The following is a 24,231-nucleotide window of genomic DNA, read 5'->3' as shown; positions in this document are numbered from 1 at the left end:
CGGATGTTTGGTTGTTAAAGGGCCAGCGAGGTGGTCATTTTGGCGAGGGTATTGATAGTGGCAAACCATTATTGGTTGAATTAGAGAGATCTAACTTGCCTCTCTTTACAGCTTCTGGACAACCGCAAGCGCACGTTAGTCACGCTTATCAGCAAGTGGAGGACTGGCTTCAATGGTGGAGTGAAAATCGAGATCTCATTCCTGGGGACATTGATAAAACTTTACCTCCAGATGGTTTAGTTGTAATTGGCCGGAGCGATGGTCTTTCTGAGAAAGAACACAAAAAGCTGCTACACTTAAATCACAACCGCCGCGTCAAGCTGCTAACATACGATGACTTGCTAGATAGACTTGAAAGCTTGATCTACATTCTTGAAGGACGCGTCCAGCCAAAGAAGCGAAGATGATATCATCGATTAGAGAAGAGCAAAGCCACCGCCCAACGAACTAAGGATTCATGTGGCGCGAAGCCGCCACATAATCCTTGTTGAGCGAAGCCGAAGCGCCCAACGGAACAGAATCGTATGGGATTTCCGGTGGGGGTCTGGGTCAGGGGTGTGCGCCCGCGAAGCGCCAGCGCGTGCGTGCCGTGTGGCGAATACCCAGCACTTCGGTCAGGCAGGGGCCTGTGTCCGGCTCAGCCCGGTAGCGTCTAGCTGCCCAGCGCTCGACCAGCGGGTCGCCACGCCAGGAGAGCCGCTCCCTCGGGCAACCCAAAGCTAGCGTCCATGCGCTGACGACCTCAGTGACGCTGCTCGCAGGACGCGACGGGCTCCGGTCCGGGTGGTGCCCGCTGCCGGGGCAGCACCCGTTCCAGCCGCAGTGCGTGGCCACAGCCGGGGCAGCGTCGATCCTGGTCCTGGTCAGTATCGGGATACGCGTCGTCTGGGGGCAGCAGATCCACCTTCCGCTGCTGAAGAATCAACTGAGCGCGCAGCCGCATCAGCGCCTGACGCGCCCCCACCCGAAACAGTCCGAAGGACCGCACCTTCACGAAGCCTCTGGGCAGGATGTGCATCAGGAAGCGCTCAATGAACGCCTCCGCTGGCAGCGTGCTGATGCGGGTCTGACGGGTCTCCCCATCCTGGGAGCGAAAGGTGACCTCGCCGTCGGCCATGCCCAGGATGCGATGGTTGCTCAGCGCAACGCGGAAAACGTACGGGGCCAGGTATTTCAGCGCCGTCCGCCCGCTCCCCACCGGACGGCAATCGACCACCCACGTTTGCCGCCAGACCGCAGCGGGGATGCTGCGCCAGAGATCAGTCTGGCGTAACGCCGCCTGGAGTTTGGCGCGAACGAGGATGGCCAACGGTTTGACGTGGACCAGGAAGTCAGGCCTGGCGGTCATCCAGGTGCGCCCATCAGCGGCCAGCCCGCCACCAGGGACGAGATAGTGAATATGGGGGTGGTAGCGCAGGTCGCGCGTCCAGGTTTGCACGACGCCAACCATGCCGAGTTGCCCGCCCAGGAAGCGCGGGTCCTGGGCCAACTGCTGGAATGCCGCCGCCGAGGTGCGGAAGAACCGGTCATCGACCTGAGCCTGGTGCGGGAAGGCGATGGCGCGGAGGGCCCCGGGCAGCGTGAAGGTGACCAGGAAGGACGGTACGGGCAGCAGCAGGTCCTGCTGGCGAGCCAGCCAGTCCTGCGCCGCATCCTGCTGGCAGGTCGGGCAGTGGCGGTTGCGGCAGGAATGGGAGGCGTAGCGCACCTGCTCGCCGTGCGGGCAGCGATAGACCTGCCCTCCCAGGGCTTCGGTGCGACACATTTCAATGGCGTGCATCGCCGCGATCTGCGCTGACGACAGCTGACTCCCCCAGCGCGCGCGATAGGCGGGGCCAGAGCGGCGGAAGACGTCGCCGAGCGTGATCACGACAACCCGGCGGTTAGCGCCTCCAGGGCCACGCTGGCTTGCTGCGCTGCCGTGCGGGTAAGGTGGGTGTAGATGGACGTGGTGCTTGGCGAGCGATGCCCTAACCATGCCTGGATGAGGCGCAGATTGACGCCCGACTCAAGCAGATGGGTGGCCCAGGAATGGCGCACGGTGTGAACGCTCGCAGGCTTGGCGATCCCCGTTTCGGTCAAAGCCCGGCGAAAGGCCTTCTGGATAGCGCTCTCTTCGACCGGAGTGGTGGCGCTCGCCCACTGATCACGGGTGGGGCCAGGGCTCGGAAAGAGCCAGACCGGGTTGCGGTGGGTAGACCAATGCTGGCGGAGCAGGCGCAGGGTTGCGGGCGGGAGCGGCACGGCGCGGTCTTTCTTGCCTTTCCCGCCGCGAATGAGCAGCTGCATGCGCGCGCTATCAATCTGGGAAACCTGGAGCCGCACGCCTTCCAGCAGGCGCAGCCCGCAGGTGAAGATGAGGCTCAGGCAGACGCGATAGTGCGGGCGGCGTACCTGATGGATGATCTGCCAGGCCTCGGCGGAGCTGAGCACAACCGGCAACTTGGTGGGCAAGCGAGGCCGGATCAGATCACCAAACGGCCAGGGGCGGTCAAGGGTGGAGGCGGAGCGGAACTTCAGGGCGTTGAGCGCGACATTCGCCGTGCTTGGAGACACCCGCTTCTCGGTGCGCAGATACACGAAGGACTGGCGAATCTGCGCCTCGCTCAGCTGATCAGGGGAGCTACCGTCGTGGCGGGCCAGGAGTTGGATTGCGCTGAGGGAGGACTCCTGGGTGCGCTCGGCGAGTCCACGCAACGGCATGGCTTCGGTCATCTGCTGGCGTAACAGGGTCATCGAACACCTCCTATGGTATGACGAGTACCGATACGAGGGATCGTGCGACATCAGCACCGCATGAGCAAGCAGGAAAAGACGATCACATCGCCATCAGCCCCTGCGCGAAGCGCTTCGTTCAACGCTCGCCTTCACCTGCGCCATCGGATCGACCGGCACAGACAAAAAAGCACCTCCGTCATCCCCGGTTGGCGCGGTCATCGTGAGCTGCACGGCGTCAGGTGCAAGGCGTTGTTAGACGCGAGCGAACCGGAACAGCACCGCCGGTCGGCAGTCAGGGCCGGGCACGCGACCACCGTCCCCGGCACGGGCGGGCACGCGACTGGCGCGGCACGCGATTGCCGTCCCCGGCACGGCCGCAGCACGCGACTGGCGTGGCACGCGACCACCGTCCCCGGCACGGCCTGGCATACGATTCGCGTCCCACTGGCACGGCCCCGGCACACGACCACGGTCTGCGGACGTGGCATAGCACGGGCGGGCATACGACCACGGTCTGCGGACGGGCACGGCACGGGCGGGCACAGGACTGCCGTCTGCGGATTCAGCACGGAACCACCATCCCTAAACGCGCCACAGCGGGCAGTGCCGTCGGCATACCCCATCCAGAAAGCGGGGCGGGGTGCGGCGGCTAACGATCAGCCCTCAGCGGCGCCGCTCGTCGAGACAGGCAGAGGCGTGGGCACGCCACCGCGCATTAAAAACGGCCCAGGTTAAGGGCCGCGCCAGCGGCGTCCGCTGCAGGGCGTTGTTCGGCGGCACGGTGGTCAACGAGCAATCTTGTTTTCTGTTGCTACTTTTTGCCACCTTGACTCTTGAGATAGTTGTATATTGCCGACCATACAGCCGCAAAAAATCCAAAGTATGCGATAAAAAGGCACTGAATTATAGGAAAATCATAAGCACTCCTTGTTCCACCCCACGTCACGAGGAGGGATATCAGGAAATACAGAACAACAATACCACCAAGACCAATAGATGCGGCTATTCCTATAGTGTAGATAAGTGAAATTATGATAACTGAGGAATTATGATCGCCCGTATTTCGTGGCGGTGGTCTCATAGAAGGATATTCCGGTGGTTTGTACCAAGACCCATTTTCATCTGGACTGTTATTAGTGTTGGTAGCTGTTAGATCTTGCCCACAGGAGAGACATTTATTTGCCTCGAAAGACAGAAGTTCATTACAATATGAACAGTACGTTGTCTCTTCGTCCTCACTTGCATGCTTCTCTAACTTCTCTCTTGTTTGCGCAATAATATTTGTCAAATTATAATTACAGCGTCGACATACTTCTCTTGACATTGAGTTTTCTTGGCTGCATTTCGGACATGTGACCGTGCTAATAGCAGGAGATTTTTTTGAATGTGTGCGTGATAATGCTGCCGTACTGGATTTTAGCCACGATTGCTTTCCTTGCGAGTCTTTTTGGGACAACCATTCGCCACAGAACCGACACTTTCTGGCATCCTGCATAATCAATTCTGAGCAATAAGGACAAGAAATTCTTTTAGTCGATGTAGTTTCATCTGTGTTGACTTTTGCTTCTACTGCCTCTTGAGTTTTCTCGACAGTTTGAACAAACTTGTAGCCGCACCTACGACACTCTGTCCTGGTGGCAAGATTTTCCTGAGAGCACTCGGTGCATGTGATTGTTTGCATAGGTGTGCCTCTTTATATCTTTATCGGAAGATTCTATTCTTCTGGTGTGAATTTAGTATACTGGACTCACGGGATTTTGCAAGAGGCTTGAGCCGCCGAACATGAAGTAGACGGCAATCTTGCCACCTATACCCCAATGATACATGCTCCGCGGCGCTTTTGCCACCTACACCCCAATGATACGTACTACACGGCGATCTTGCAACCTATACCCGCCGTGCCTGTGCTACACAGCGGTGTTGCCTCCTACACCCGCCGTGCCTGTGCTACACAGCGGTATTGCCGCCTTCACCCCGATGATACGTGCTACGCGGCGATTCGGCCACCTATGTCACTCCTTCCTTACGCTGCGTGGTAGCGTAGCCCTTATGTTGTTGGCGTACGCTGCCGTATCTTTTATGCCATTCAGACGGTAGAGATCATGACAGATTCTTGTCTACCGAAAGATCCTGGGTATGTCTGAACCAAGCCATCCCCCCAAGCTGCTCGGCCAGGTACGGTCTGCACTACGTCGCAAACACTATGCGCTGCGGACTGAAGAAGCCTATGTTGGATGGATTCGTCGCTTCATCCTCTTTCATGGGACGCGCCATCCCCGTGAGCTTGGAGCCACTGAAGTGAGCGCGTTTCTTACCCATCTTGCCGTGGAACGTGAGGTCGCGGCTTCGACCCAGAACCAGGCCCTGAGTGCGCTGCTCTTTCTCTATCGCGAGGTGCTGCTGCAACCGTTGCGCGAAGATCTGACGATCACCTCTGCGAAACGCCCCACGTATCTGCCTACTGTGCTGAGTCGCGAGGAGGCGCGGGCGGTGCTTGCGGCACTGTCTGGTACGCACCACCTGATGGCAAGCCTCCTGTATGGCAGCGGGCTACGCTTACTTGAGTGTCTCCGTTTACGTGTCAAAGATCTGGACTTCGCTCAGCGCCAGTTGATCGTGCGCCAAGGTAAAGGGGCGAAAGATCGGGCTACCTTGCTGCCCGATCAACTCCATGCAGCGTTGCGAACGCAACTCGCGCACGTCCAGAGCATTCACCAACAGGATCTGCGTGCAGGGTTTGGTGAAGTCGAGTTGCCCTTCGCACTGGAGCGTAAACTACCCAATGCTGCTCGCGAACTCGCCTGGCAGTATGTCTTTCCGGCCTCCCAACGATCAACCGATCCACGCTCGGGTCGGTATCGGTATGAGCGTTCTGGATCGACGGTTTTCTCGCGCTGTGTGTCGATGATTGCCGATCGGCAGGGCGTCCTTCTGTCCGGCTTGGGCGCATCGGGATCGCTGGGGACTGATCGCGTTACAGCCGCCCAACGATTAGCGTTCACCCGCACGCAAGAGCAGGTACGACCATGCTAAAGCGGAACAAGTAGCATGTCGCGCCGAGTTGCAAACATGGCACGGCAGAGCGTGTCGTGGTGCAACACGGTGTTGGGCTAGAGCGAAACAAGAGAGAGAAGTTGTTCTATGGCAACTGGCTCAAATCATTCAAGTCTTTTAAGCGGCCACTTGCTTGCTTGTTTGCTTTCAAGTCTTCCAAGCTGATGATGTTCACGGCTATGCCATCAATCACGTCTTGGACTCGTCGTGCAAAACAGTCGGCAAACGTCACGCCTGACAAGGTTGTAAACAGGTCAATACGCATTGGTGGCACGCCCATTTGCACGATGTTGTCATCCTGCAGGAATACGTCAGGAGTTGTACCGCTGCTCCCGAACCCAAACGCATCAAGCACGGCAACCATACGGGCAGCATTGTTTGGATCAACCGCAAGCCAGAAGTCAATATCGCCAGTTGCGCGTGGGTAACCGTAATAGGCTACAGCATAGCCACCCACCAGCAGATACTTAACCTCGTTGTCGTTGAGTAATTGTAAGAACTCTTTGAAGTCGGGTGGTAGTTGCAGTGTAACCATACATGGTTTGTCGCATAAATTCCAAAGCAGCAAGCCGTTCACGCGCAGATTTCGTGAGCCAAAACTGAGTATCGTCGGGCGCATCAGCTCGTGAGGTAATTGTAAACGCCGAACGATCCATCCGATAGGGTTGTTGCGTATCAGCCATACCTCTGCCTCCTGGATTGGAGGTATTGTAGCATACGAAAGCACCGTTGCGGCTAGGATTGCCCAGGTAGGATAAGAACGTAGCTCTGGTCCAACGCTAGCATCACCGGCTCGCCCCAGAGGACAAACGTGGCCGACGCCACGGGCCGCTACCTGTACATGAGACGTAGGATCGAACCTGTGGGGCGAGTCCGTGTGGACGCGATGTTGGGCGGCTGGCGGCGGGGTTGGTGCTGCTTGTGGTAGCTGCGGGCGGCGTGATTGCCGCAAAAGAACACAAAGAACGCAAAGTGGATGAAACGTCACGGCATGGGTGCGATGCTCCCAGGCTTGCCTGTTACGCCACATGTGAACACGTACGGTAGCAGGCCAGCCTGGGAGCGAGGGCTTCCCGTCTTCGAAATGCCTTCGAGGGCGGGACGCCCTCGCTCCCAGGAAGTTATGCATCACCCTACCGCTGCCGCACCGGTGTGTTCCAACTTCCGACGACCCCGATGGCTGAGCGCGCTGCTTCGGCGCCAAGCCCCCATACGACGAGGGCGAGGTAGTCAACGACGGCGTTGCTGCCAAAGGTTGGGTTGTTGGTGTAGAGCTGCACGAAGCCGGTCAGGCTCAGCAGGATGAGCACGGTGGCGGTGACGATGACTTTGAAGGTGACGAGCCGCATGTGTGGGCCTAGCAACTTCCAGCGCAGTTCTTCGAGCCACGTTGCCAGATCCTCGTTTATCTTTGCCCAGAACATGCGCCAGCGTGAGGCTTGGGATGATTTGCTGTCAGGTGTTGGCGCCGTTACCTCACTTTGCAAGAGGCTTGTGAGATATGCGGTGTATGTGGCTGTCTCGGTTGCCGCCACTGGGCTTTGGAGTCTCGCCTGCGCCGCATTGCCGGGTCGTGCGTTGCCTCGTTGACGATGGGCGTGTTGCTCTAGCTTTTGCCTTGTTGCCGCAATGTTCTCGATCGTGTGCCTTGCCTCATCGGGCTGGCGCAAGGGGTCGATTTGCTTTAAGCTCGCTTGCTCACGTTCCATGTCCTTAACCAGGGCTTGAACCTCTGGCTGTGTCTGCGCGATCTGTCTGGCCTTGGCTATGCTCTCTTCGACGGCGATGTAGTCGCTGATTGCCTGGGTCGCACGCTCGAGCATAATACGTTGTGCTGGATCTTGGTGTGCTGAATCAGGTATGCCTGTGACGCTTTTTACGTATGGTTCTTTGGGTTCGCCATGCAGGAGAAGATCTAGTTTTTGCTTCTCATTCTCATAGCGTGCTGAGCTATCCTGGTTATAGTCGGCCAGAAGTCTGTACGCTGCCTGGATGGCCTGTTCGGCCTCATCAGGCTTGTGATTGTCCAGTTGTTGTTGGGCCGTCGCAACCTGAGCCGCAAGCGCCCGATTCTCTTTCAAGAGTTCAAGGCCCTCGCGCATGCTTCGTTCGCGGATTTCGTGATTGAGCCGATCCAGGCGTGCGCCGACTTCGTCGAGCCGGAAGGCGCCGCTGCGGTACTGGGTGACCGTGAGGCCGATGACCACCGCGAGGGTTAGCACGATCAGCGGCCAGGCGGCACTATCTTTGACACGAATGGTGAGAGGGAGAAAGGTTTCGCCATTGGCATAGATGAAGTGGATCTTGCCGGTATATTCGCCGCTTTCGATGCTGGTGAGATCAAGAGTGATAGGGATGGTGATCAGACTTCCTGCGGTCAGGGTGGGGGGCAGGCTTTGGTGCAATGCGATCTGCTGGTGTCCGAGCACGCGATGGTTGTCTGGGCGAGGCAAATCGAGGATGATAGCCTGTAGATTGGTAATGGTTCTGCTTGCCCGTACCAGCACCAGCCGTGTCTCGGTGGTTGGTCTGGTTGCATCAATGGTCAGCGTTTCGGGCAGCAGGGTAAGCGGCTGATCAGTGGGCGGCGTTTCCAGTACGATAGTTGATAGGGCGGCTTGGGCTGTCTGCATGGCTTGAAGGGTCGGCAAGAGGGGGATTATCTCCGGTGCGGGTGTGCTGGTGGATGGCATCGTCTCGGTAGTGGATGTCGTCACCGCGTCTTCAGGCCGGGTTTCGTCCTGGGCCGTTACCTGCAAGGGAGCCAGTAATAAGCAAAACAGGCCAGCTACCACAACGGCTCTTATGAACAAGTCGACACGCACAGTTCTGGAAAGCATAGCCTCCACCTTTCGGAGTCAAGCAAAAGATGCGCTCTCCTTACTCTATCACAGCCCTTCTACCATATCATTACGTCGTGCGGTTCTTTCCAGGGCTGATGCCAAGTCCCAGGAGGGTTAGATAGTGTCCGCAGATTACGCAGATTACGCAGATGCGGAAGCTATAATCTGCGTAATCTGCGTAATCTGCGGACGATCGGGAAGACTTTGCATCAGCCTTGCCCACGGAAGGGCGCCGCAGCGATGGGGTCTTCGATGCGCCGCAGCGAAGATTCCTCACTACGTTCGGAATGACATGGCTGGCGTTGGCCCCCCGCCGCGCCCGCCGTGTCACCCGGCTGCGCTCTCCCTGCCCCATCTCAGCAAGCCGCTTTATTGTTCCGTCTGGGTGCTGGTGATCGCGCCGAGCACGCCGGGGGGGATGGCTTCGATGGGGATCTGGCGTGGTTGCGGGATTTGGTTGAGGGGGATGCCGAAGCTGGCATCAATGGCGTTGGCTTGGTGCATGTTGGTGCCTGCGAAGGCGTTGGGATCGTTGAAGGGGACTTCCCAGGCGCGTACTGGGGTGCCGTTGGTGTTGGTTTCGATGAAGTAGATGTATTCGGGGACGGGGGTGCCGTCGGCGGTGACCGGGGGTTGGTCACGGTAGACGTTGACCTGGCGGTATTGGGTGCCGCCACCTGGATTTTCGCTGAGCATGCGCTGGGTCAGGCGCATGCGGCCACTTAAGGTGCCCCATTGGGGCGGTTCGGGGGTGAAGTTGCGTGGGTCGAGGTTTGAGTCGCCGATGTCGATGGTGCGCCGGGTGGTGTCGCGATGATCGACCTGGTGCCCGCGGATCATGCGGCGATTGCTGCCGTCGGGCATGGTTACGGCAAAATCGTCGGTCGACATGGGGAAGTCGCGGCGGGTGCTGCGTGGTGCGCCTGGGAAGGGGTCGTTGGCGGCCATGCCTGCGTAGCCTGTGGTTGATGATTGTTGGGTTGAACGTGAGCCAACAAGTCGCAATGCGCCAGGTGCTGCCCCTTCTGGGCCGTATAAGAAGTTGAAATTCGCGTTGGAATTGGCATTTGTTTGTTGCCCGTACCAGGCGAGTTCAAACTGTTGCTGCGGGCCATAGGTGCGTACAGGAACCCACTGGTCGGTTCCCCCTGAGCGTAGACGTGTCCAGGCATAGCCGGCGACCCCAGGATCTTCGGCGAAGGCAGGTAGTTGTTCGCGGGGGAGGTTGTGGAAGCCTGAGCCTGCCCCGCGTACCGGGGCAATGGGTGAGTAGGGGCCGGCAAGCATCCAGGATGGCGTGACGGGTTGCCCGCCCGAACGGTAGAGTCCGTTGATTGGCACGACGCTAAACCCGGCGCCCAGGGCGCCTCCCCAGGCAAAGCCGCTTGAGATGCTTGAGCTGTATTGATCGCCGGTGATGTCGCCGCGCATATAGGCTGGTAAGTTTTCGAGGGCGGCCCCGCCGGCGCCAGAGGGAGCGCCAATGATGCCGCCGGTGATCGCTTGTGAGGCGAGGCGCCCGCCGGTGGTTTGCACAAAGCCGGGGCCTATGCGCGTGGCGAGTTGCCCGGTGACACCGGCGCTGACGGCGGGGGCTGCAAACGCACCAATGCCGCCGGTGAGACCTTGGATGGAACCAGCGTAGGCCCCGCTGGCGAAACGGTCGCCGACTGAGCGATCGGCCTGCGCGCCGGGCAGGGCAACTTCGAGCCCGCCACGCACCACTGCGCCGGTGCCGGTTGCCGCACCAAGCGAGAGCAGCGTTGCGCCGGTGCCGGTTATGCCGGCGGCGCCTAAGGCAGCGAAGGCGGCGGGGGCGGCAAGCGCACCGGCCATGCCGGCCACCATGCCAAACGAGACATTGCGTACCACCTCGAGCCGACGAACGGTGACTTCGGCCCCGCCGATGGTGCCATTAAGGTAGTGATGCCATGCGGCTTCGGCCTCGCCCAATTCGCGGCCTAGCTCAACGATCTGTTGTTGGAGTTGATGCAACTGGCGTGCATTGGCAAGCGGATCGCCGGTGAATTCGATTTCGTCAAGGACTTGCTTGGCAGCCTCGGCGCGGGCCTTGGGCAGGATGAAGCGCATCTGGCTCGGCACGTCGACATCGCCCATCCAGTCACTGATGCCGCGTACGACGCTATTGGTGTTGTTGACGTGATCGTTGCGCGTTTCGAGGTAGATCTGGAGCATGCTCGCGATGCGGTCGGCCTCGCGGGAGGTGACGCGCCGCAAGCCGCTGAGCATTGCGTTGAATTGTCCTGCGGTGACGGCGACGGTACGGCCTTCGATGGGGAACTGGTAGACCAGGCCGTCGTCTTCGACTTCGGTGGGGATGCCGTTGGTACGCATGATCGCACCAGACTCCAGGCCTTTGCTGATGGCTTGCTGGGTCGCGGTGGTGATCCGCCCCTCAACGAGGCGTAGCGTGCGGCCTGGCTGCAACACCTCGCTGGAGAAGATGCCATTTTCTTCGCCGAGACGCAGCGCCTGATCAGGCGTGCCATAGATAAAGGTAGCAATCTCTTCGAGGCGCGCACCGGGCGCGGTCACGCTCGCATAGATCTGGCGGCTCTCATTATCGAGGCCAAAGATCACCGGCGGCCCCTGGGGGCGCTGGGCTAGAGCCTGGGCGGCTGTGTCTGGCTGCGTTGTGGCAACGGGCTCGCGCTGGACAAGCTGTTGCGGGGCGGGCGAGAGAAAGAGCGGCATGCCCGCAGAGGTGCCGCCGGTTGCGGGGGGAGCGTTGGTTGAGTCTGAGGCATGTGTTTTTGTTGCCGTTTTTGTTCGAGTAGCTGTTTCCATTGCTATCATACCATTTCAGATTTTAGATTGCAGATTTTAGATTGCTATGTATGGCGTTCTAATGCGCTTTGGGTTGCTCAATTCCAATTGGTGTCACCTGGTTGCGGCATCATAGATGCCTTCGGCGGCGCTGCGTGTCGCAATGCCGCCGGCGATGCCAAAGCCTATGCCAAGAAGAACGGAACAGACCGGTGCCCCTGGGCCACAGGCAAGACCAGCAGCAGCACCAAAGGCCAGGCCACCGACAAAACCGCTGGTTGCGCCGATCGCAGTGCGGGTACGCGTCTCGGGGGGGGCCGTGGCAATTTCGTAGCCAGTTGTGACGACACCTACGACAATGAACGCACGCCCGGCGAAGCGCATGACGCGAAAGCGGGTCAGATTCTGAGCAGCAGTGCCTTCGACGGCGGCTGCACCGCCACCGCTGCCCGGATTGCGCAGCGGTAGCGGCATCTGTCCACCCGGCTCAATGACCGCGCCCGGCCCTTGATAGCCACGGGGCATCACAATCGTGCGGTCAAGGGGGCGGTAGAGCGTGCCAGGTGGCAAGTCGGCACCTTCGATCACGACCAGCGCCTGCTGCCCCAGGGCACCTCGCCCGGCAAGGTTGGCGGTTTGCTGGGCGGCATTGGGTTGCCCCGCAAAAGCGTAGCTGCTCGGCTCGAAGAAGGGGGTCAGCAGGTTGCGATAGACGCCGGTGGAGGGGCGGAGCATAATCGTGCCGCCGCCGCGCGAGATGAGGGGGGCATTCTGGGCGGGCGTGTAGTGGAACGCACGGCCAGCCCGGATCATCGCTGATTCGGCGGCGGTGGGTGGGCGGGCGAAGGGTGAATACTGACCGAGCAATCCGCCTGGCTGGGCCATTGAGGAGCTGATCAGGGCTCCTTCTGCGCCAACGGCGGCTTGGCCTACCATTTCGCCCATCGCAACAATTGGCGCTGAAAACATTGGTTCGTCGAATGATGGCACAACCTGCGGGGCTGGCATCGGCACGATTTCGCCTTCGGGAAGCTGGGCAACGATGTCTGGCGCCAGATCATCAAATGGAAGCAGCATGTAGGCGCCGTCAAGCGGCAGGCCGGGTGGCCGTGGAATGTTGCTTTCGAGCAACGTGCCAGCCATGCCTGCTTGTTGCAGTGTACGCTCGGTATGCACTTGTTCCAGGACTTCGAGATTGCTGCGCGCGGCTTCAAATTCGGGTGTCTCGGGCGATTCTGTTTGAAGTTGTTGCTGCACGATTGTGATCTGGTCTTGCAGTTCGTCATCGGTGAGCGTTTGCGCCCAGGTTTCGTTGATGCTCATTGTGCGAATGTCGCCCGGCACCTCGCGCTGGATGCCCAGGGCTCGCCCTTGCCGCTGCTGCACCACATGCGCCAGTTCATGCGCCAGGAGCGTCTGGCCGGTCTGGGTGCCGGGGGCATATGCGCCGGCGCCAAAGACGATGTTGTTGCCGGTGGTGAAGGCCCGCGCCTGGATCGATGCGGCTTTGTCGCTTGCCTGGGGGCCGGTGTGGATGCGTACGCCGCTGAAGTCGTGCCCAAAGCGCGCCTCGAAGCTCTCGCGCATCGGGGCGTCAAGGGGCTGTCCGTTGGTTGAGGGCAAGACGGTGCCTGCCGATGGGGTAGCCGAGGTGGAGCCTGCCAATTCCCGCTGGATCAGCGGCGCTTCGTCGCCTCCCCGGCAATGGGCACAGGTTCCGCCACAGCTACAAGCTCGCTGCACGGTGTCGGCAGGGGCCAGAGGCATGCGCATTACCTGAGCGGCAACCCGGTCGGCTTCTTGTTCATAGCGGTCGCCTGGCCGATTCAGGCGCAGCTTTGGCTGCACCGGGGGTGGGGCGGCGCTCGCGAGAAAGAAGGGCATGCCGACACCACGCCCGGCTTCGCGCTCGGCTTCCGGTTGCGCCAGAGGCTGGTGCGGTTCAGTGGCGGGCTTGCTTTTGTGCTCAGGTGGGGCTGTTTTCATAGCGCTACCAGTTCAATGGGCATCTGTTGGCCGAGCTTCTTGTATTCACGCGTGAGTCCGTCGAGCAGGTCGTCAAAGGTGATGAGACGATCATGCGAGCGGGCGCGGGCGGCGCTGGCGAAGACGACGTTGCGGATGTGGCCGCCCGCCATGTCGACCAGGGCAGCCAGGGTGTTGATCTGCTGGCGCGTCAGGGTGTGACCAGTGCCAAGATGATTCAGCCAGAGATCGCGGCGCTCTTCGGGTTCGGGCATCGGGAAGTCAATGATCATGTCGAGACGTCGCGAGAAGGCGGGGTCGAAACGGGTACGGCTGTTGCTGGTCAGCAGTGTGATGCCGTCGTAGGACTCGATGCGCTGCAGCAGATAGTTGGTCTGGGCATTGGCAAAGCGGTCGTTGGCCTGCTGCACGTCGGTGCGTTTGCCAAAGAGCGAGTCGGCTTCGTCGAAGAGCAGGACGACTTCGCTCTGTTCGGCGCGGGCGAGCAGTTGCGCCAGGTTTTTTTCGGTTTCGCCGATATATTTGCTGGTGACCGAGGCGAGATCGACGCGGTAGAGTGGTAGCCCCAGCCGGGTGGCGAGCCACCCAGCCGCCAGGGTTTTGCCTGTCCCCGATGGGCCAACAAAGAGGGCGCGCACACCCGGTTGATAGCGGGCGGTCGCAGCTACGCCGAGATTGGACACCAGTTCGTCGCGTACCAGGCAGCGCTGCACAAGCGCTTCGAGCTCGCGGCGGAGCGTGGCATCGAGCGTCAGGGCTTTGTCGGCGATTGGTTGGGGCAACGGTTGCGCCAGCCCTTCGAGGCCGCCGCCTTCGCTGGCCCAGGCTGCGGCGCGCAAGTCGGTGGCGGTGAGCCTGGTGCGTTCGTGCAGATGCGCCTCGTGTTGCGCGACTTGCCCCAGATGCGCGATGCGCCCGCTGCTGTGGCGATGGTGGCGCGCCAGGTCGGCGGCGAGTTCGGCATCGCCGGTGACGCCGAGCCACAAGGCTTCACGGTCGCGCCGCTCGGGTACCGGGAGCGTCCAGGTATAGAGCGTTGCGCCGGCACGCTCCACCGAACCATCTGGCCCGCTGATTGCCAGCACTGGGCCGGTATACCCTGGCAGCGCCGGGAGGGTGCCCTGTTCGCCGGGGGCGAGTTCGAGCGGAAAGACGGGCAGGAGTTGACGGAGGAGCAGCCAGGGCACGAGGCCCGGCAGCGTCTGCGTCGGGTCGAGATAGACGGGGCGCCGTTGCAAGGCCTGGGCCACGGCAACGGCGACGGCTTTGCCCTCGGCGAGCGAGCCGGTGCGGATCACCAGGCCGCCCCTGGTGGCCTGACTGAGCGCGAGCGCCTGGCGGTGGGCTTGCTCCTCGATCGCCGCGGGCAGTTTGATCTGCGGGCCAGACTCAAGCGTTGCCCCGGCTAGATCGGCATCACGGTCGTGCAGCGCCAGACAAATCGCCAGCGGCACGCGCACCGGGCGCTCGGGCAGGGGCAGGTGCTCGTCGCCCATCACGAGCAGACCGCTGCGCATCGCTGGCCCGGTGACAAGGCTCGGGATTGGCGCGTGCTCAGGATCGTGGTACAGGGTCGCCAGCAGGCTCATCGTAGGACGACTGCCACCGATGGGTGCCTGCACATACGCGATCGTGCGGCCAATCATCATGTCATCTTCGACGGCTGCGGCCAGCGTGATCGCCAGGATCTCGGCATCCGACAAAGCCATGGTCTTCGCCAGGCGCAAGAGAGGCCAGTCGACCCGCGCTGAGGCCTGGAAATACGCGGTCAGCCGTTCGCTCCAGCCTTCGCGGTGCGGATCGACCAGGTGCGAGGCGTGCAGCAACAAGGCGTGTTCAGGGCGATCTGGCTGCGCTTCGAGCGCACCAAGCATGCGCGAGGCAATGCCCGCCAGGGCGTAGGTGCGCAACGTGACCGGGGGCAGTTCTTCACGCGGCCCGTTCTGCGTTTGTCGAGTTGCTGGTGCTTGAGTCATTGTTTAGCCGGCATGCTTTCTGACGAAGCCTGATTTTTTGACGAAGCCTGTTTTTTGACGCAAAGACGCAAAGGCGCAAAGGTTTTGAGGGAGCCCGATTTTTTGACGAAGCCTGTTTTTTGACGCAAAGGCGCAGAGGCGCAAAGGTTTTGAAGGAGTCCATTTTTTTGACGCAAAGGCGCAACGGTTCTGAGGGTTCAAAGAGCATAACGCAGTTCCTCCACGTTGGCATAATGAAATGAGACGACTTTCCCTAACCACGGCACCCAGCCAGGATTGAAGTCGAGGCCGTGACGCCGCAGGCGCAGATCGGTCTGGCTGTGGTCGAAGGTGAGGTCGAGATGGGTTGTGGTGATGCTGACCAGGGCGGGACGGGTGACGAGATCGCGCAGGCCGATATGGGCCGGGCTGCGCCGTAACCAGCGACGGGCGGCGGTGATCCAGGCGTGCGTCGGTGAGGGCAGGTTCGCCAGGGTTGCGCCGCGACGCAGATCTGTTGCCGTACGCAACTCGTGCAGGCCCGCCGGTCGCTGGTGTGACCACCGTGCGAGCAGCAGGCGTCCGGTGCGATCAATGATCACACGCAGCCCTGGCTGTTGCTCGACGCGATGGATCGTGGCGGATGGTAGCACCGCCGGGCCGTTGTGCCAGGTAGCGGGTGCAACGAAGGTGAGCGCGGGATCGTCGGGCGGTGCCTCGCCGAGAACGTGGTGCAACGGGTCGCGCTCGGTGAGGCCGAGGCGTGCAGCGACGATGCGCAGCAGCGCCCAACCCAGGTCGGCCTCGATCCAGTGAGGCTGGGCCGCAAGCAAGGCGCGCAAGCCGAGGCGCTCGAGCACAGGTAACAAGAAGAAGAGTCCGCCAAGCCGGGTCACTGGTGGCATTGCGAGCGGTGGCGCCAGCGCGAGCATTGCTTCGCCGGGTTGGTCAGTGCGTGCCGGCGATGGCCGCGGCGTCACAGTCTGGTCGCCGTGTGGCACTGGCCTGAGCTGCGACGAGCGCTCGACCGGCGCACCGAGGGCCGAAAAGGTCGCACCGCCAGACGGCGGCAGTTCATCTGTGGTTGCCTCGGCTGGATACGTCGCGGTGTGCGGGGCCTGAGTCGGGTGCGGGTCTTGGTCTGGTTCTGGAGTGAAGCCAACCGGCGACGGCTGTGCCGTTGGTGCGCTGGTCATCATGCTGGTGAGCAAAGCCGCCCGTATGGGCAGAGTCGGATCAAGCAAGCGGGGCGGGTGGGTGGCAACAAGGGCGCTTGTGGCGAGCCAGTGCGAGCGTGGATCACCGCTGCCCCACCGCTTGATCCAGCGTGCCAGGGGCGCGCGCCACGCCGAGGCGAGCAGTGCGGTTGGCATTGCTGGTGGCCCTGCTAATCCTTGCATCTGTGCTGCGTCATTGGGGGGCAAGGCTGGAGCTGCTACTGGGGCAGACCAATGACGCAGCGCCAGCAGCCGTGCGCCATCAGTGGGCGTCAGGGTTGCCAGCAATGGATCGAGCGCCTCGCGGGCCGCGAGTTCAGTGAGTACGCGTAGCAGCATTGCGGTGCCGACACTGGTTGCAGGGATCGCGTAGAGCAACGAACGCAACGGCGCACGTGGGTCGAGGTGCGGGGCGACGAGCCGCCAGAACCAGGCGCTGATTGGCTGACGCGCCACGAGGCGCAGGGCCAGCATTGTGTAGGCCTCGGCTTCGTCGTGAAAATAGACCGCCTGGGCCGCCGGCGCCCCTGCCGTCGCCGCATGCACCGCCGTTGCGCGCAACAGGCGCATCCGCTCTTCGAGGGCCATCGCGAGCGCAACGGGATTGCGGGCGGGATTGATCGTGCCCACATGCAGATAGCGCACGAGCAGCAGACGCCCTGGTCCTGCCCCTGGCAGTGACGCGGTACGCAGGGCATCTTCAAGCAGGAACGCACCCCGCTGCACTAGATGGGCCGCCGGCGCATGGAGACGAACTCGATGGACCAGACGTGACATAGGCTACCGTTTTCTATGACTCAACACAAGCGTCGAAGCTTCGGCGAGTTGCACCCGCGCATTGACCTCGAGTTGCACCGTGGGTTGCATCGTCTTGATCACCTGTACCGACGCCACGCTGCCGGCGAGGTCATCAACGAGCGCCTGGGCGACCACGGTATTGCCCTGGTAGAGCAAGGCGATCATGCCGACATGCACCTTCGCCGGATCGATCTTCAGGCGCACGCGGCTCCCTTCGCTGGCTGTCGTGGCTTCTTCAATTGAGGCGGCGACCAGTTCATTGACGGGGGCGTGGCTCGCTAGCAAAATGCAGATGCGCACGAGATCATTGATCAAACTGGTCGCCTCGGGCACACGCTCATCAACGCGCAGGAAGAGCCAGTCAACCATGGCCTGCAATTCACGCCGTTCGAGCCGGTCGATCTCGCCCCAGCGCGGCAACGACGCAAGATTGCGCAGGTTCACCGGCTCGTCGTACTGGCTCAGGCGTTCAGCCCAGGTGAGCCGCAACGATGGCAAGACCGCCGCAAAGCCATTGTAGAGACAGGCAGCGACATGCATGATTTGGTTGAGCGCAGTGGTGGCCTGATCAGCAATGTCGCTGCGGCTATGCCTGGCATTGAGCAGATCATTCAGCGTGACATGTTCTTCGGCGGTGACCCGCGTATGCTGCCAGCTTTTGCCGATCGTCGCATTGTTCAGGTCGAGGCGGGCGGTTGCACTGCGATGCTCGGCCACGATCTGCTGCTGTGCGGTATAGACCCGACTGATCCCGCTCGCAAGCAGACTTTGACTCTGGAAGGCCGGCTGGATCGCATATTGAGCCGGTTGGAAGAGTTGCGCCCGGTTGCGCGCCGTCAGGATTGTTTCGACCATTGTTTCGACCCGGTCGAGCCGTTGCAAGAGCGGGCGCAGATCGTTGAGCCATTTGAGTGGCGTTTCGCGCAAGAGCGCCACCATCTCGCGGAGCTCGGGGGCAATATAGGCGCGCTGGGCAAGGCAGGCCGGAACGGGTGCCGCGACCAGGCCATTATCAATAAAGCGTACGGGCACATCCTTGCGATTATCGCTCAGGCGTGGTCGGTAGTAGGCAAGAAAATCGACGTGCTCGGCGATGATCTGGTTGCGACGGTCATTGATCCCGGCAATGCGGGCGGTCTCTTCCGCCAGCAATGCGGTTGCTACGGCTACGTCGTGCCGCGCTTCGGCGAGCTCGTCACCGATCAGTTTGAGCCGACGATCGGCCTGGGCAGCGAGATCGGTGATGGCCTTGAGGGTTTGCTCGCATCGGTTAATCACCGCTCGGTAGGCGCGGATGCGCCCTTCGACCAGGCGCAACACCGCGATGGTATGTTCCGTCTGCTGCACGGCGAGCGAGAAGAACTCGGCTTCGTCGGCGTCGGCGGGATCGGGGTCGCGCAGCAGATCGAGGAAATTGTTCTTGGCGAGTTCGCGCAGGGTGCGCGACTCGCGGCGGAGCCGGGTGCGCCCATCGCCAACTTCTTCGAAGACGGGACGACCATCTTGGTAGACGGCGACGCCCGGCACGCTGATCTCATCGAGGTTGAGGCCCATGTCGAGCAGTTTGTGCAAGCCGCTCGCCACATCAAACTTGGCCGCAATCGTCGCCTCTTTGGCCTCATTCGCCTCGGGTGCCCGCAGGCGTTCGGCAACGGTCATCGTGCGAAAGTCGTAGCCCTTGCCAACAAGGTGGGACTGGCTGATGATCGCTTCCTGGGGCGGAACGAGCGACGGCGTCGCAAAGAGCTTGCCCCCGCTGGCGGTGGCAGCCTGGCCCCGGACGCTATCGAGGTCGAGGGCCAGTTCACCGCGGCCCCCACTGAGGTCGCGTCGCCCAGCAGCGAGCTCGGCTGCAACCGTTGCGTCGGGGATGCTTCGCCCGGCCAGGCCAGCGGCGAGCCGACTGACTTCGGCGGAGAGAAAGAGGTTGCGAGGGGTGGCACCACTGAAACCGGCAGGCGCCATGCCCGGGGTCGTTGTGGAACGAGTCACTGCCCTCGCCACGAGACCGCGACCAGCAAGATCACCCGGCGTCGGCGCATCGCCGGTTGTCGGCGTGCCCTGGGTTCGTTTCAAAACATCAGGCTGCACAACATTGCCCAGGTAGCGTTGGATCTGCTCGTTGGCAACAATCGCCGAATCGCTCCGCGCAATCTCGGGGAGGGCGGTCGAGGTTGCGAGGCGCGTTGCGCCGACAGTGCCCATCAGCAACTGGCGCAGGCGATACATATTGGTCTGTGCCTGGACAAAGCCGAGATCGATGCGGTCGTCGGCCTGCTTGACCCGTTCCTGCAGAAAGACGATGAAATTGCTGAGGCCCATCTGGTCAAACTGGGCCATTTCGGGTTCGCGCAGCAGGGACTGCTCGGCCAGCCAGGCGCGTAACTCTTGACGTACGGTGACGACCGGCGCATCATCGCTCGGGGTTGTACCATACGCCGCTTCGGGCTCGGCCAGTGCCGGCTCATTCGGGTCGAGCAGGTCATCCCCGGTGAGCACCGTCTCTTCGCCGACCGCATCGGGGTCGGGGTCAGGATAGACAAGGGCCTCGCCGGTGATCGCTTTGACGAGCGCACTGGTGATCTGGTGAACCTGGACGCGTCTTCCCAACCAGCGATTGCGCCGTAGCGCAAATGCAGCGAGCGTCGTTTGAAATTCGCCGTCAACCACTTCGACGCGCAGCAAATCGGGTTCGTACCAGACCTGGGGCACCGGCACGGCGACACGCACCCGATCGGGAACGCGCAGATCAAATGGGTCGAGTGAGGCGCTCGCTTCGAGCACAACATCAAGTTGTTCGAGCACCACCGGCAGCGCCTCGACCACATAGCCTGGGGGAAAGAAATGGTTCTGGGCGCGGGTCGTGCCATCGTCGGCGAGCAGGCGCGGCTCCAGCGCACCTGCGGGCAGAATTCCTGCGGGAGGCATGGAGCGTACGCGGGCGGCGATCTGCTCAATCGGCATGCGCTCCAGACTCAGATCGGCCATGTAGGCGCTGAAGTGTTGCATCCGCGCTTGCCACAGAAACGGATTGCCGCGCTCTGGTAGCAACGGTGTGCGGCGGCGCGGCTTGCCTCCCGCCCGCACGACGGCATAGCGATCAACAAAGAGCGCGTTCCAACTGGCGTCAAAGCCAACCAGACCCACCGGAACGCCGAGTTGTTCCCAGGGCATGCGCTCATCCGGCGCGAGCGACGCTTCGGCCTCAAAGATGGCGTGGGCCAGATGATTCTGCCACTGGTTGGCATCGAAGGCAGGCAGATTGAGTGCATGCAACGGCCAGCTATAAAAAGTCAGGGCAAGCCCATCGATCCATTGCCAATCGGCAAAAGCCTCGTCTTGCTCATCAATCGCGCACGGATCAGTGCTGTCGGTCGCTGCGCTCAACGGGATGGTCACCGGCGCGAGCACCAGAATGCATGCGCGTGGCAGCGGATCGGCGTCGGCGCTGGCGATCATCGCAGCCAGCGAGCGCTGCGTATCGCCGCTGCCCAGGCCCGTCTCGGGCGGAATATAGACCTGCGGCGCGTGAATCGGCACGCGCAATGGCTGCGGCACGGTCACATCATTGCCATCGGGCGTTAGCCCGGTGCCACGATTGAGATGGAGAAAGGTGCCACCTTCGCCGCGTTCAAGGCCGACCTCGAGACCCTCGATGACTCCGGACGAGACAACCTGACCGCGTAGCGCAAGATGCGCCTCGCGGATCGTCTGTTCAGCCTCGAGCGCCCGGTGACTCAGCGAACGCCCGGTAAAAAAATTGAGCCGACGACGCCAATCGCTGACGAGATCCGGACGTAGCTCGGGGTCAATGGCAAGCAGATGCTCGTCGCGCTGCGCATTGCGTATGCTCTTGAGAATTCTCATAGTCTTCCTTTTCCGCTTACCTGGCGCAAACGGCACATCTCTGGCGTACCATGTTGTGCTGGCAGCGAGGGCACCTCGCCCTCGCTGCTAGCGCAACAATTATTCCCCACGGCGCGGGAAGAAGGGGATCTCAGCCGGGTTAGTCCGTGTGACCCTGATCCCCGCAGCAGTTAATTGTTCAAGCATCGCCTGGAAGACCTCTTCGGGCGACAGATCGCCTTCACGCAGCGTCTGACCCATTTTCAGCAAGAATTCATTGATGGTTGCGATGTCGTTCTGGTTACTGAATTGCGTAATCAATTGATCAATTTCTGGGACAAGCAAAAAGCGTGGCACGGTCACGATCAATTCGGGATAAAACCGGGTCAGCACAGCATCATCCAACCGACGGAGTGTGGCATAACCCTGACCAGCATTTTGATAGCGGCGGGCCACATTGCGCAAATTGGTGCGCTGCATCCCCTCGACAAGACTCATCTCGTGAATGCTGCCGGCGAGCAGGAACGGTTCACTGCGCCAGCGTGCATTGTCAAGCAGCGTGACAACGCTCTCCCAGGTGTTGTTTTCGCGGGCAGCCGAGCGGAGCGCGGCAAAACGACGAAAATAGAAATTGGGCAGATCGCGTTCGCCAAGCGCGTCAAGCAGGCGGTTCTCGCTGATCAGGGTGCGATCGGGCACCTCGTCACCACCGCCTTCGCCGCCGTCCACCGGCGGTTCCACCGGGAGCGGAATGATCGTGCCGACAAGCTCGGCTTTATAATGAAAGTTGCGCCGCCGGACAAACCAGAGCTGCTCGGCACGCTGCAAAACCTCTTGCCATGCGCGATCAGCGAGACTCGCCGGATCAAGGATCGGCGGAGGCAGGCGCTGCGGCAGGCGCAAGGTGCGCAGGGCTTCGAGCGGTTTGCGCGCCGCAACCAGCCCCGGTGCAGCAGGGCGCAACAGGCGCATGGTGCTTTCGAGTTGATTGATGCGCTGGCGTAGTTCAGTACGAGAGATCGGAATAATGATCTGAATACTGGTGCTTTCGAGTTGATCGGCGGTGAGCGTCAAATCAATCGGCGGTAGCACCAGACTCTCTTCGAGCAGGATATTCAATTCATCAACGGGCACCAGCGAGAGATCGACCTCGATGCCTGGTGGAAAGTAGGTCTGCGTGAAATCATTGGGATTGACCGCCGAGCGAGGGAGACGGCCAGCGGGCGGCAAGACCCGGAAATAGTCGGTGGCACTGAACGGACGCCCGCCCTGGCGATCGAGCACGCTTGTGAGATGCATATCGTATTGCAACAGGTGCGCTTCGCGGGTCGCCCGTGTTGCAAAGCCGAGCATTGGTCCCAGGCCGATCACATCGGCATGTTCAGCCCCAATTTCGCGGCGCACCAGGAAGGGATCGATCCACTCGACCGAGCCGCGATTGAGCGCAACCATCGCCAGTGGGAGCGTGCCGACCGGCAATTCGCGCTCGGCATGTTCAACAAACATCGCGTAGGCGACCTCGGCCCGGCGCTGGTCAAGTTCGCTGCTCGTTGCGCCATCGCTGAAAGGAATCAGCGTCACCGCCGTCGCCTCAATGATGTCGCCATCCTCGACGCTGCGTTCGCCTTCAACCGCAGTTGGGTAGGAGACAATGGGATTCGCCGTATACTCGACCGCCCGCAGCGCCACGATAAAGAGACCGGTCAGCGTGCGTGGCGGCACGGCGGGCACCCGTGACAGCCCGAAGGTACGGTTGAGCCGCTCGATCTGCGGGATGTTCTGCACTTGCAGGGTCAGTTCACGCGGAATGATCACCATCTCGCCGAGCGAGGTGAGGCCAAAGCCGGGTTGAATGCGCAAGCCGCGCCGGTCCGCGACGACCTCTAGCCCGCGCACGACGCCAACCCCGCCAGCCTTGCCGAGATCGGCCTGCCGCGTGAGCACATAATTCTGTTCGTTGGTCAGGTCGCGGGCCGCCAGAAAGCGCCCATCGAACCACTGCGGGCGACGGCGGCGGTCGTCAACGACCATGATGCCATCACGGGTCAGGCGGTCGGCCTCATCGCGGTTGAGGCGCAGCCGCATCAAGCGGCGACCAGCCTCCAGGTTGAGATCAAACATAGCCTGTCTCCTCTTTATTGACCTAACCATGCCAGCAGGGCTGCGGTCGTATAGGCAAAGAGCCGCCCGGTCTCACTCAGGGTGACATCGCCGGGTGCGCGGGTCGCCGGTGGGCCGGCGGTGGCTGGAATGGTTACGCGAGCGAGAAAAACGCCGGTGGGATCTTGCCCAAAGACATATTCGGGCAAACGGTTCAGTTCATCCTGTGACGAAACGCGGGCGGCCACGTCCCACGCCGTGTAGATCGCCTCGCGCAGGGCCGCCGGGCGATCCGCCGGGTCAACGCCCTCAACGGCGCTGGCCCAGTGATCAAAGGGCAGCGGCGCATCGGCGCGATCGCGGACAATCAGATCAATGTCGTAGTAGTCACGTAGCCGCGAAGGTTGCACCGCATTGAGTGCGTCATACGGCCCGGCGGCCAGCGCTGGGGTTTTGCCCTGTTCACACGCGACATAGCGCAGATAGAGGTCAACTTCGACCCGGGCGGGGCGGTCCGTACCGTCACTGCTCGTATCGGCCACCAGTACCGGCAGGTCAGCGGCGTTGGCATCAAACCAGCGTTGTACCCGCAGACATACCGTACTCGGCACCTCGATCAAGCGCCCCAGTCGATCGATTGCCACCCCCGGATGCACCAGCAGTCGCTCTTCGCGACCGGGGGTACCCTCAGCGGCAGGCACTTCAGCCTCGTAGACGACGCGCAGGCCGGCAGCGGTACCCGATCCATGCAAAAAATGGAGCGCCCGGGCCTGCCGCCCTCGATGGTAGGTCTGCTCATCAAGAAAATCCTGGGCATCCAAGAGCACGCCGGTCGCATAGAAGAGCCGGTCGGTGGTGCGTCTGGCCTGCGCCAGCGGATCTGGGTATCTGCTCATGTCTTTGTTCCTTCAGGGCTGCGCCCTGTCA

Annotated in this window: 13 protein-coding genes; 2 read left to right on the top strand and 11 right to left on the bottom strand. The window is 61.5% G+C overall.

All coding sequences use genetic code 11. The annotated features are described in order from the left end of the window. Window positions 1–407 (top strand): Shedu anti-phage system protein SduA domain-containing protein (locus EYB53_RS16795; protein WP_135479572.1); only part of this gene is annotated, 407 nt, incomplete at its 5' end. A gap of 335 nt (window positions 408–742) precedes the next feature. Here the strand turns inward: EYB53_RS16795 and EYB53_RS16790 are convergent. Both EYB53_RS16790 and EYB53_RS16785 read right to left on the bottom strand, forming a co-directional pair. After that, window positions 743–1,870 carry an IS91 family transposase gene (locus tag EYB53_RS16790; protein ID WP_135479571.1) on the bottom strand — a complete coding sequence of 376 codons (1,128 nt, stop codon included), beginning with the start codon at window positions 1,868–1,870 and terminating at the stop codon, window positions 743–745. After that, complete coding sequence (locus EYB53_RS16785; protein WP_135479570.1) at window positions 1,867–2,736, bottom strand: site-specific integrase; 870 nt, start codon at window positions 2,734–2,736, stop codon at window positions 1,867–1,869. The genes EYB53_RS16790 and EYB53_RS16785 overlap by 4 nt, the downstream gene beginning before the upstream one ends. 2,118 nt (window positions 2,737–4,854) lie before the next feature. On the opposite strand from EYB53_RS16785, the gene EYB53_RS16780 reads away from it, so the two are divergent. Then, complete coding sequence (locus EYB53_RS16780) at window positions 4,855–5,751, top strand: integron integrase (RefSeq protein ID WP_135479569.1); 897 nt, start codon at window positions 4,855–4,857, stop codon at window positions 5,749–5,751. Window positions 5,752–5,857: 106 nt separating this feature from the next. On the opposite strand, the gene EYB53_RS16775 is transcribed toward EYB53_RS16780, so the two are convergent. From EYB53_RS16775 to EYB53_RS16735, 9 genes are all read right to left on the bottom strand, one after another. Then, complete coding sequence (locus tag EYB53_RS16775) at window positions 5,858–6,307, bottom strand: nucleotidyltransferase (protein ID WP_135479568.1); 450 nt, start codon at window positions 6,305–6,307, stop codon at window positions 5,858–5,860. 598 nt (window positions 6,308–6,905) lie between these two features. Next, complete coding sequence (locus tag EYB53_RS16770; protein WP_135479567.1) at window positions 6,906–8,612, bottom strand: phage tail tape measure protein; 1,707 nt, start codon at window positions 8,610–8,612, stop codon at window positions 6,906–6,908. A 372-nt stretch (window positions 8,613–8,984) separates the two neighbouring features. Further along, entirely contained in the window at window positions 8,985–11,423 is a 2,439-nt protein-coding gene (locus EYB53_RS16765) for a TrbL/VirB6 family protein (RefSeq protein ID WP_135479566.1), read from the bottom strand. A gap of 93 nt (window positions 11,424–11,516) precedes the next feature. Beyond that, window positions 11,517–13,388, bottom strand: coding sequence for an eCIS core domain-containing protein (locus EYB53_RS16760; RefSeq protein ID WP_135479565.1), 1,872 nt, complete (start codon window positions 13,386–13,388; stop codon window positions 11,517–11,519). Further along, window positions 13,385–15,364, bottom strand: a complete 1,980-nt coding sequence (locus EYB53_RS16755; RefSeq protein ID WP_135479564.1) for an AAA family ATPase — start codon at window positions 15,362–15,364, stop codon at window positions 13,385–13,387. Before EYB53_RS16755 ends, EYB53_RS16760 begins: the two co-directional genes overlap by 4 nt. 197 nt (window positions 15,365–15,561) lie before the next feature. Then, complete coding sequence (locus tag EYB53_RS16750; RefSeq protein ID WP_135479563.1) at window positions 15,562–17,337, bottom strand: hypothetical protein; 1,776 nt, start codon at window positions 17,335–17,337, stop codon at window positions 15,562–15,564. 3 nt (window positions 17,338–17,340) lie between these two features. Then, the gene (locus tag EYB53_RS16745; RefSeq protein ID WP_135479562.1) at window positions 17,341–21,225 is read right to left on the bottom strand and encodes a hypothetical protein; all 3,885 of its coding nucleotides are present in this window, start codon (window positions 21,223–21,225) and stop codon (window positions 17,341–17,343) included. Window positions 21,226–21,324: 99 nt separating this feature from the next. Continuing rightward, a complete protein-coding gene (locus tag EYB53_RS16740) occupies window positions 21,325–23,325 on the bottom strand; it encodes a hypothetical protein (protein WP_135479561.1) in 2,001 nt (666 codons plus the stop codon). A gap of 14 nt (window positions 23,326–23,339) precedes the next feature. Beyond that, complete coding sequence (locus EYB53_RS16735; RefSeq protein ID WP_135479560.1) at window positions 23,340–24,200, bottom strand: hypothetical protein; 861 nt, start codon at window positions 24,198–24,200, stop codon at window positions 23,340–23,342. Window positions 24,201–24,231: the final 31 nt, after the last annotated feature.

The organism is Candidatus Chloroploca mongolica, from assembly GCF_004762035.2.
Classification (GTDB): Bacteria; Chloroflexota; Chloroflexia; order Chloroflexales; family Chloroflexaceae; genus Chloroploca; species Chloroploca mongolica.
This window is presented reverse-complemented; position numbering and strand designations above follow the sequence as displayed.

Coding starts and splice junctions, on each gene's coding strand:
- EYB53_RS16785 (WP_135479570.1), bottom strand. CDS start 2,736: ATGACCCTGTTACGCCAGCAGATGACCGAAGCCATGCCGTTGCGTGGA.
- EYB53_RS16750 (WP_135479563.1), bottom strand. CDS start 17,337: ATGTCACGTCTGGTCCATCGAGTTCGTCTCCATGCGCCGGCGGCCCAT.
- EYB53_RS16735 (WP_135479560.1), bottom strand. CDS start 24,200: ATGAGCAGATACCCAGATCCGCTGGCGCAGGCCAGACGCACCACCGAC.
- EYB53_RS16755 (WP_135479564.1), bottom strand. CDS start 15,364: ATGACTCAAGCACCAGCAACTCGACAAACGCAGAACGGGCCGCGTGAA.
- EYB53_RS16765 (WP_135479566.1), bottom strand. CDS start 11,423: ATGGAAACAGCTACTCGAACAAAAACGGCAACAAAAACACATGCCTCA.
- EYB53_RS16745 (WP_135479562.1), bottom strand. CDS start 21,225: ATGAGAATTCTCAAGAGCATACGCAATGCGCAGCGCGACGAGCATCTG.
- EYB53_RS16775 (WP_135479568.1), bottom strand. CDS start 6,307: ATGGTTACACTGCAACTACCACCCGACTTCAAAGAGTTCTTACAATTA.
- EYB53_RS16770 (WP_135479567.1), bottom strand. CDS start 8,612: ATGCTTTCCAGAACTGTGCGTGTCGACTTGTTCATAAGAGCCGTTGTG.
- EYB53_RS16740 (WP_135479561.1), bottom strand. CDS start 23,325: ATGTTTGATCTCAACCTGGAGGCTGGTCGCCGCTTGATGCGGCTGCGC.
- EYB53_RS16780 (WP_135479569.1), top strand. CDS start 4,855: ATGTCTGAACCAAGCCATCCCCCCAAGCTGCTCGGCCAGGTACGGTCT.
- EYB53_RS16760 (WP_135479565.1), bottom strand. CDS start 13,388: ATGAAAACAGCCCCACCTGAGCACAAAAGCAAGCCCGCCACTGAACCG.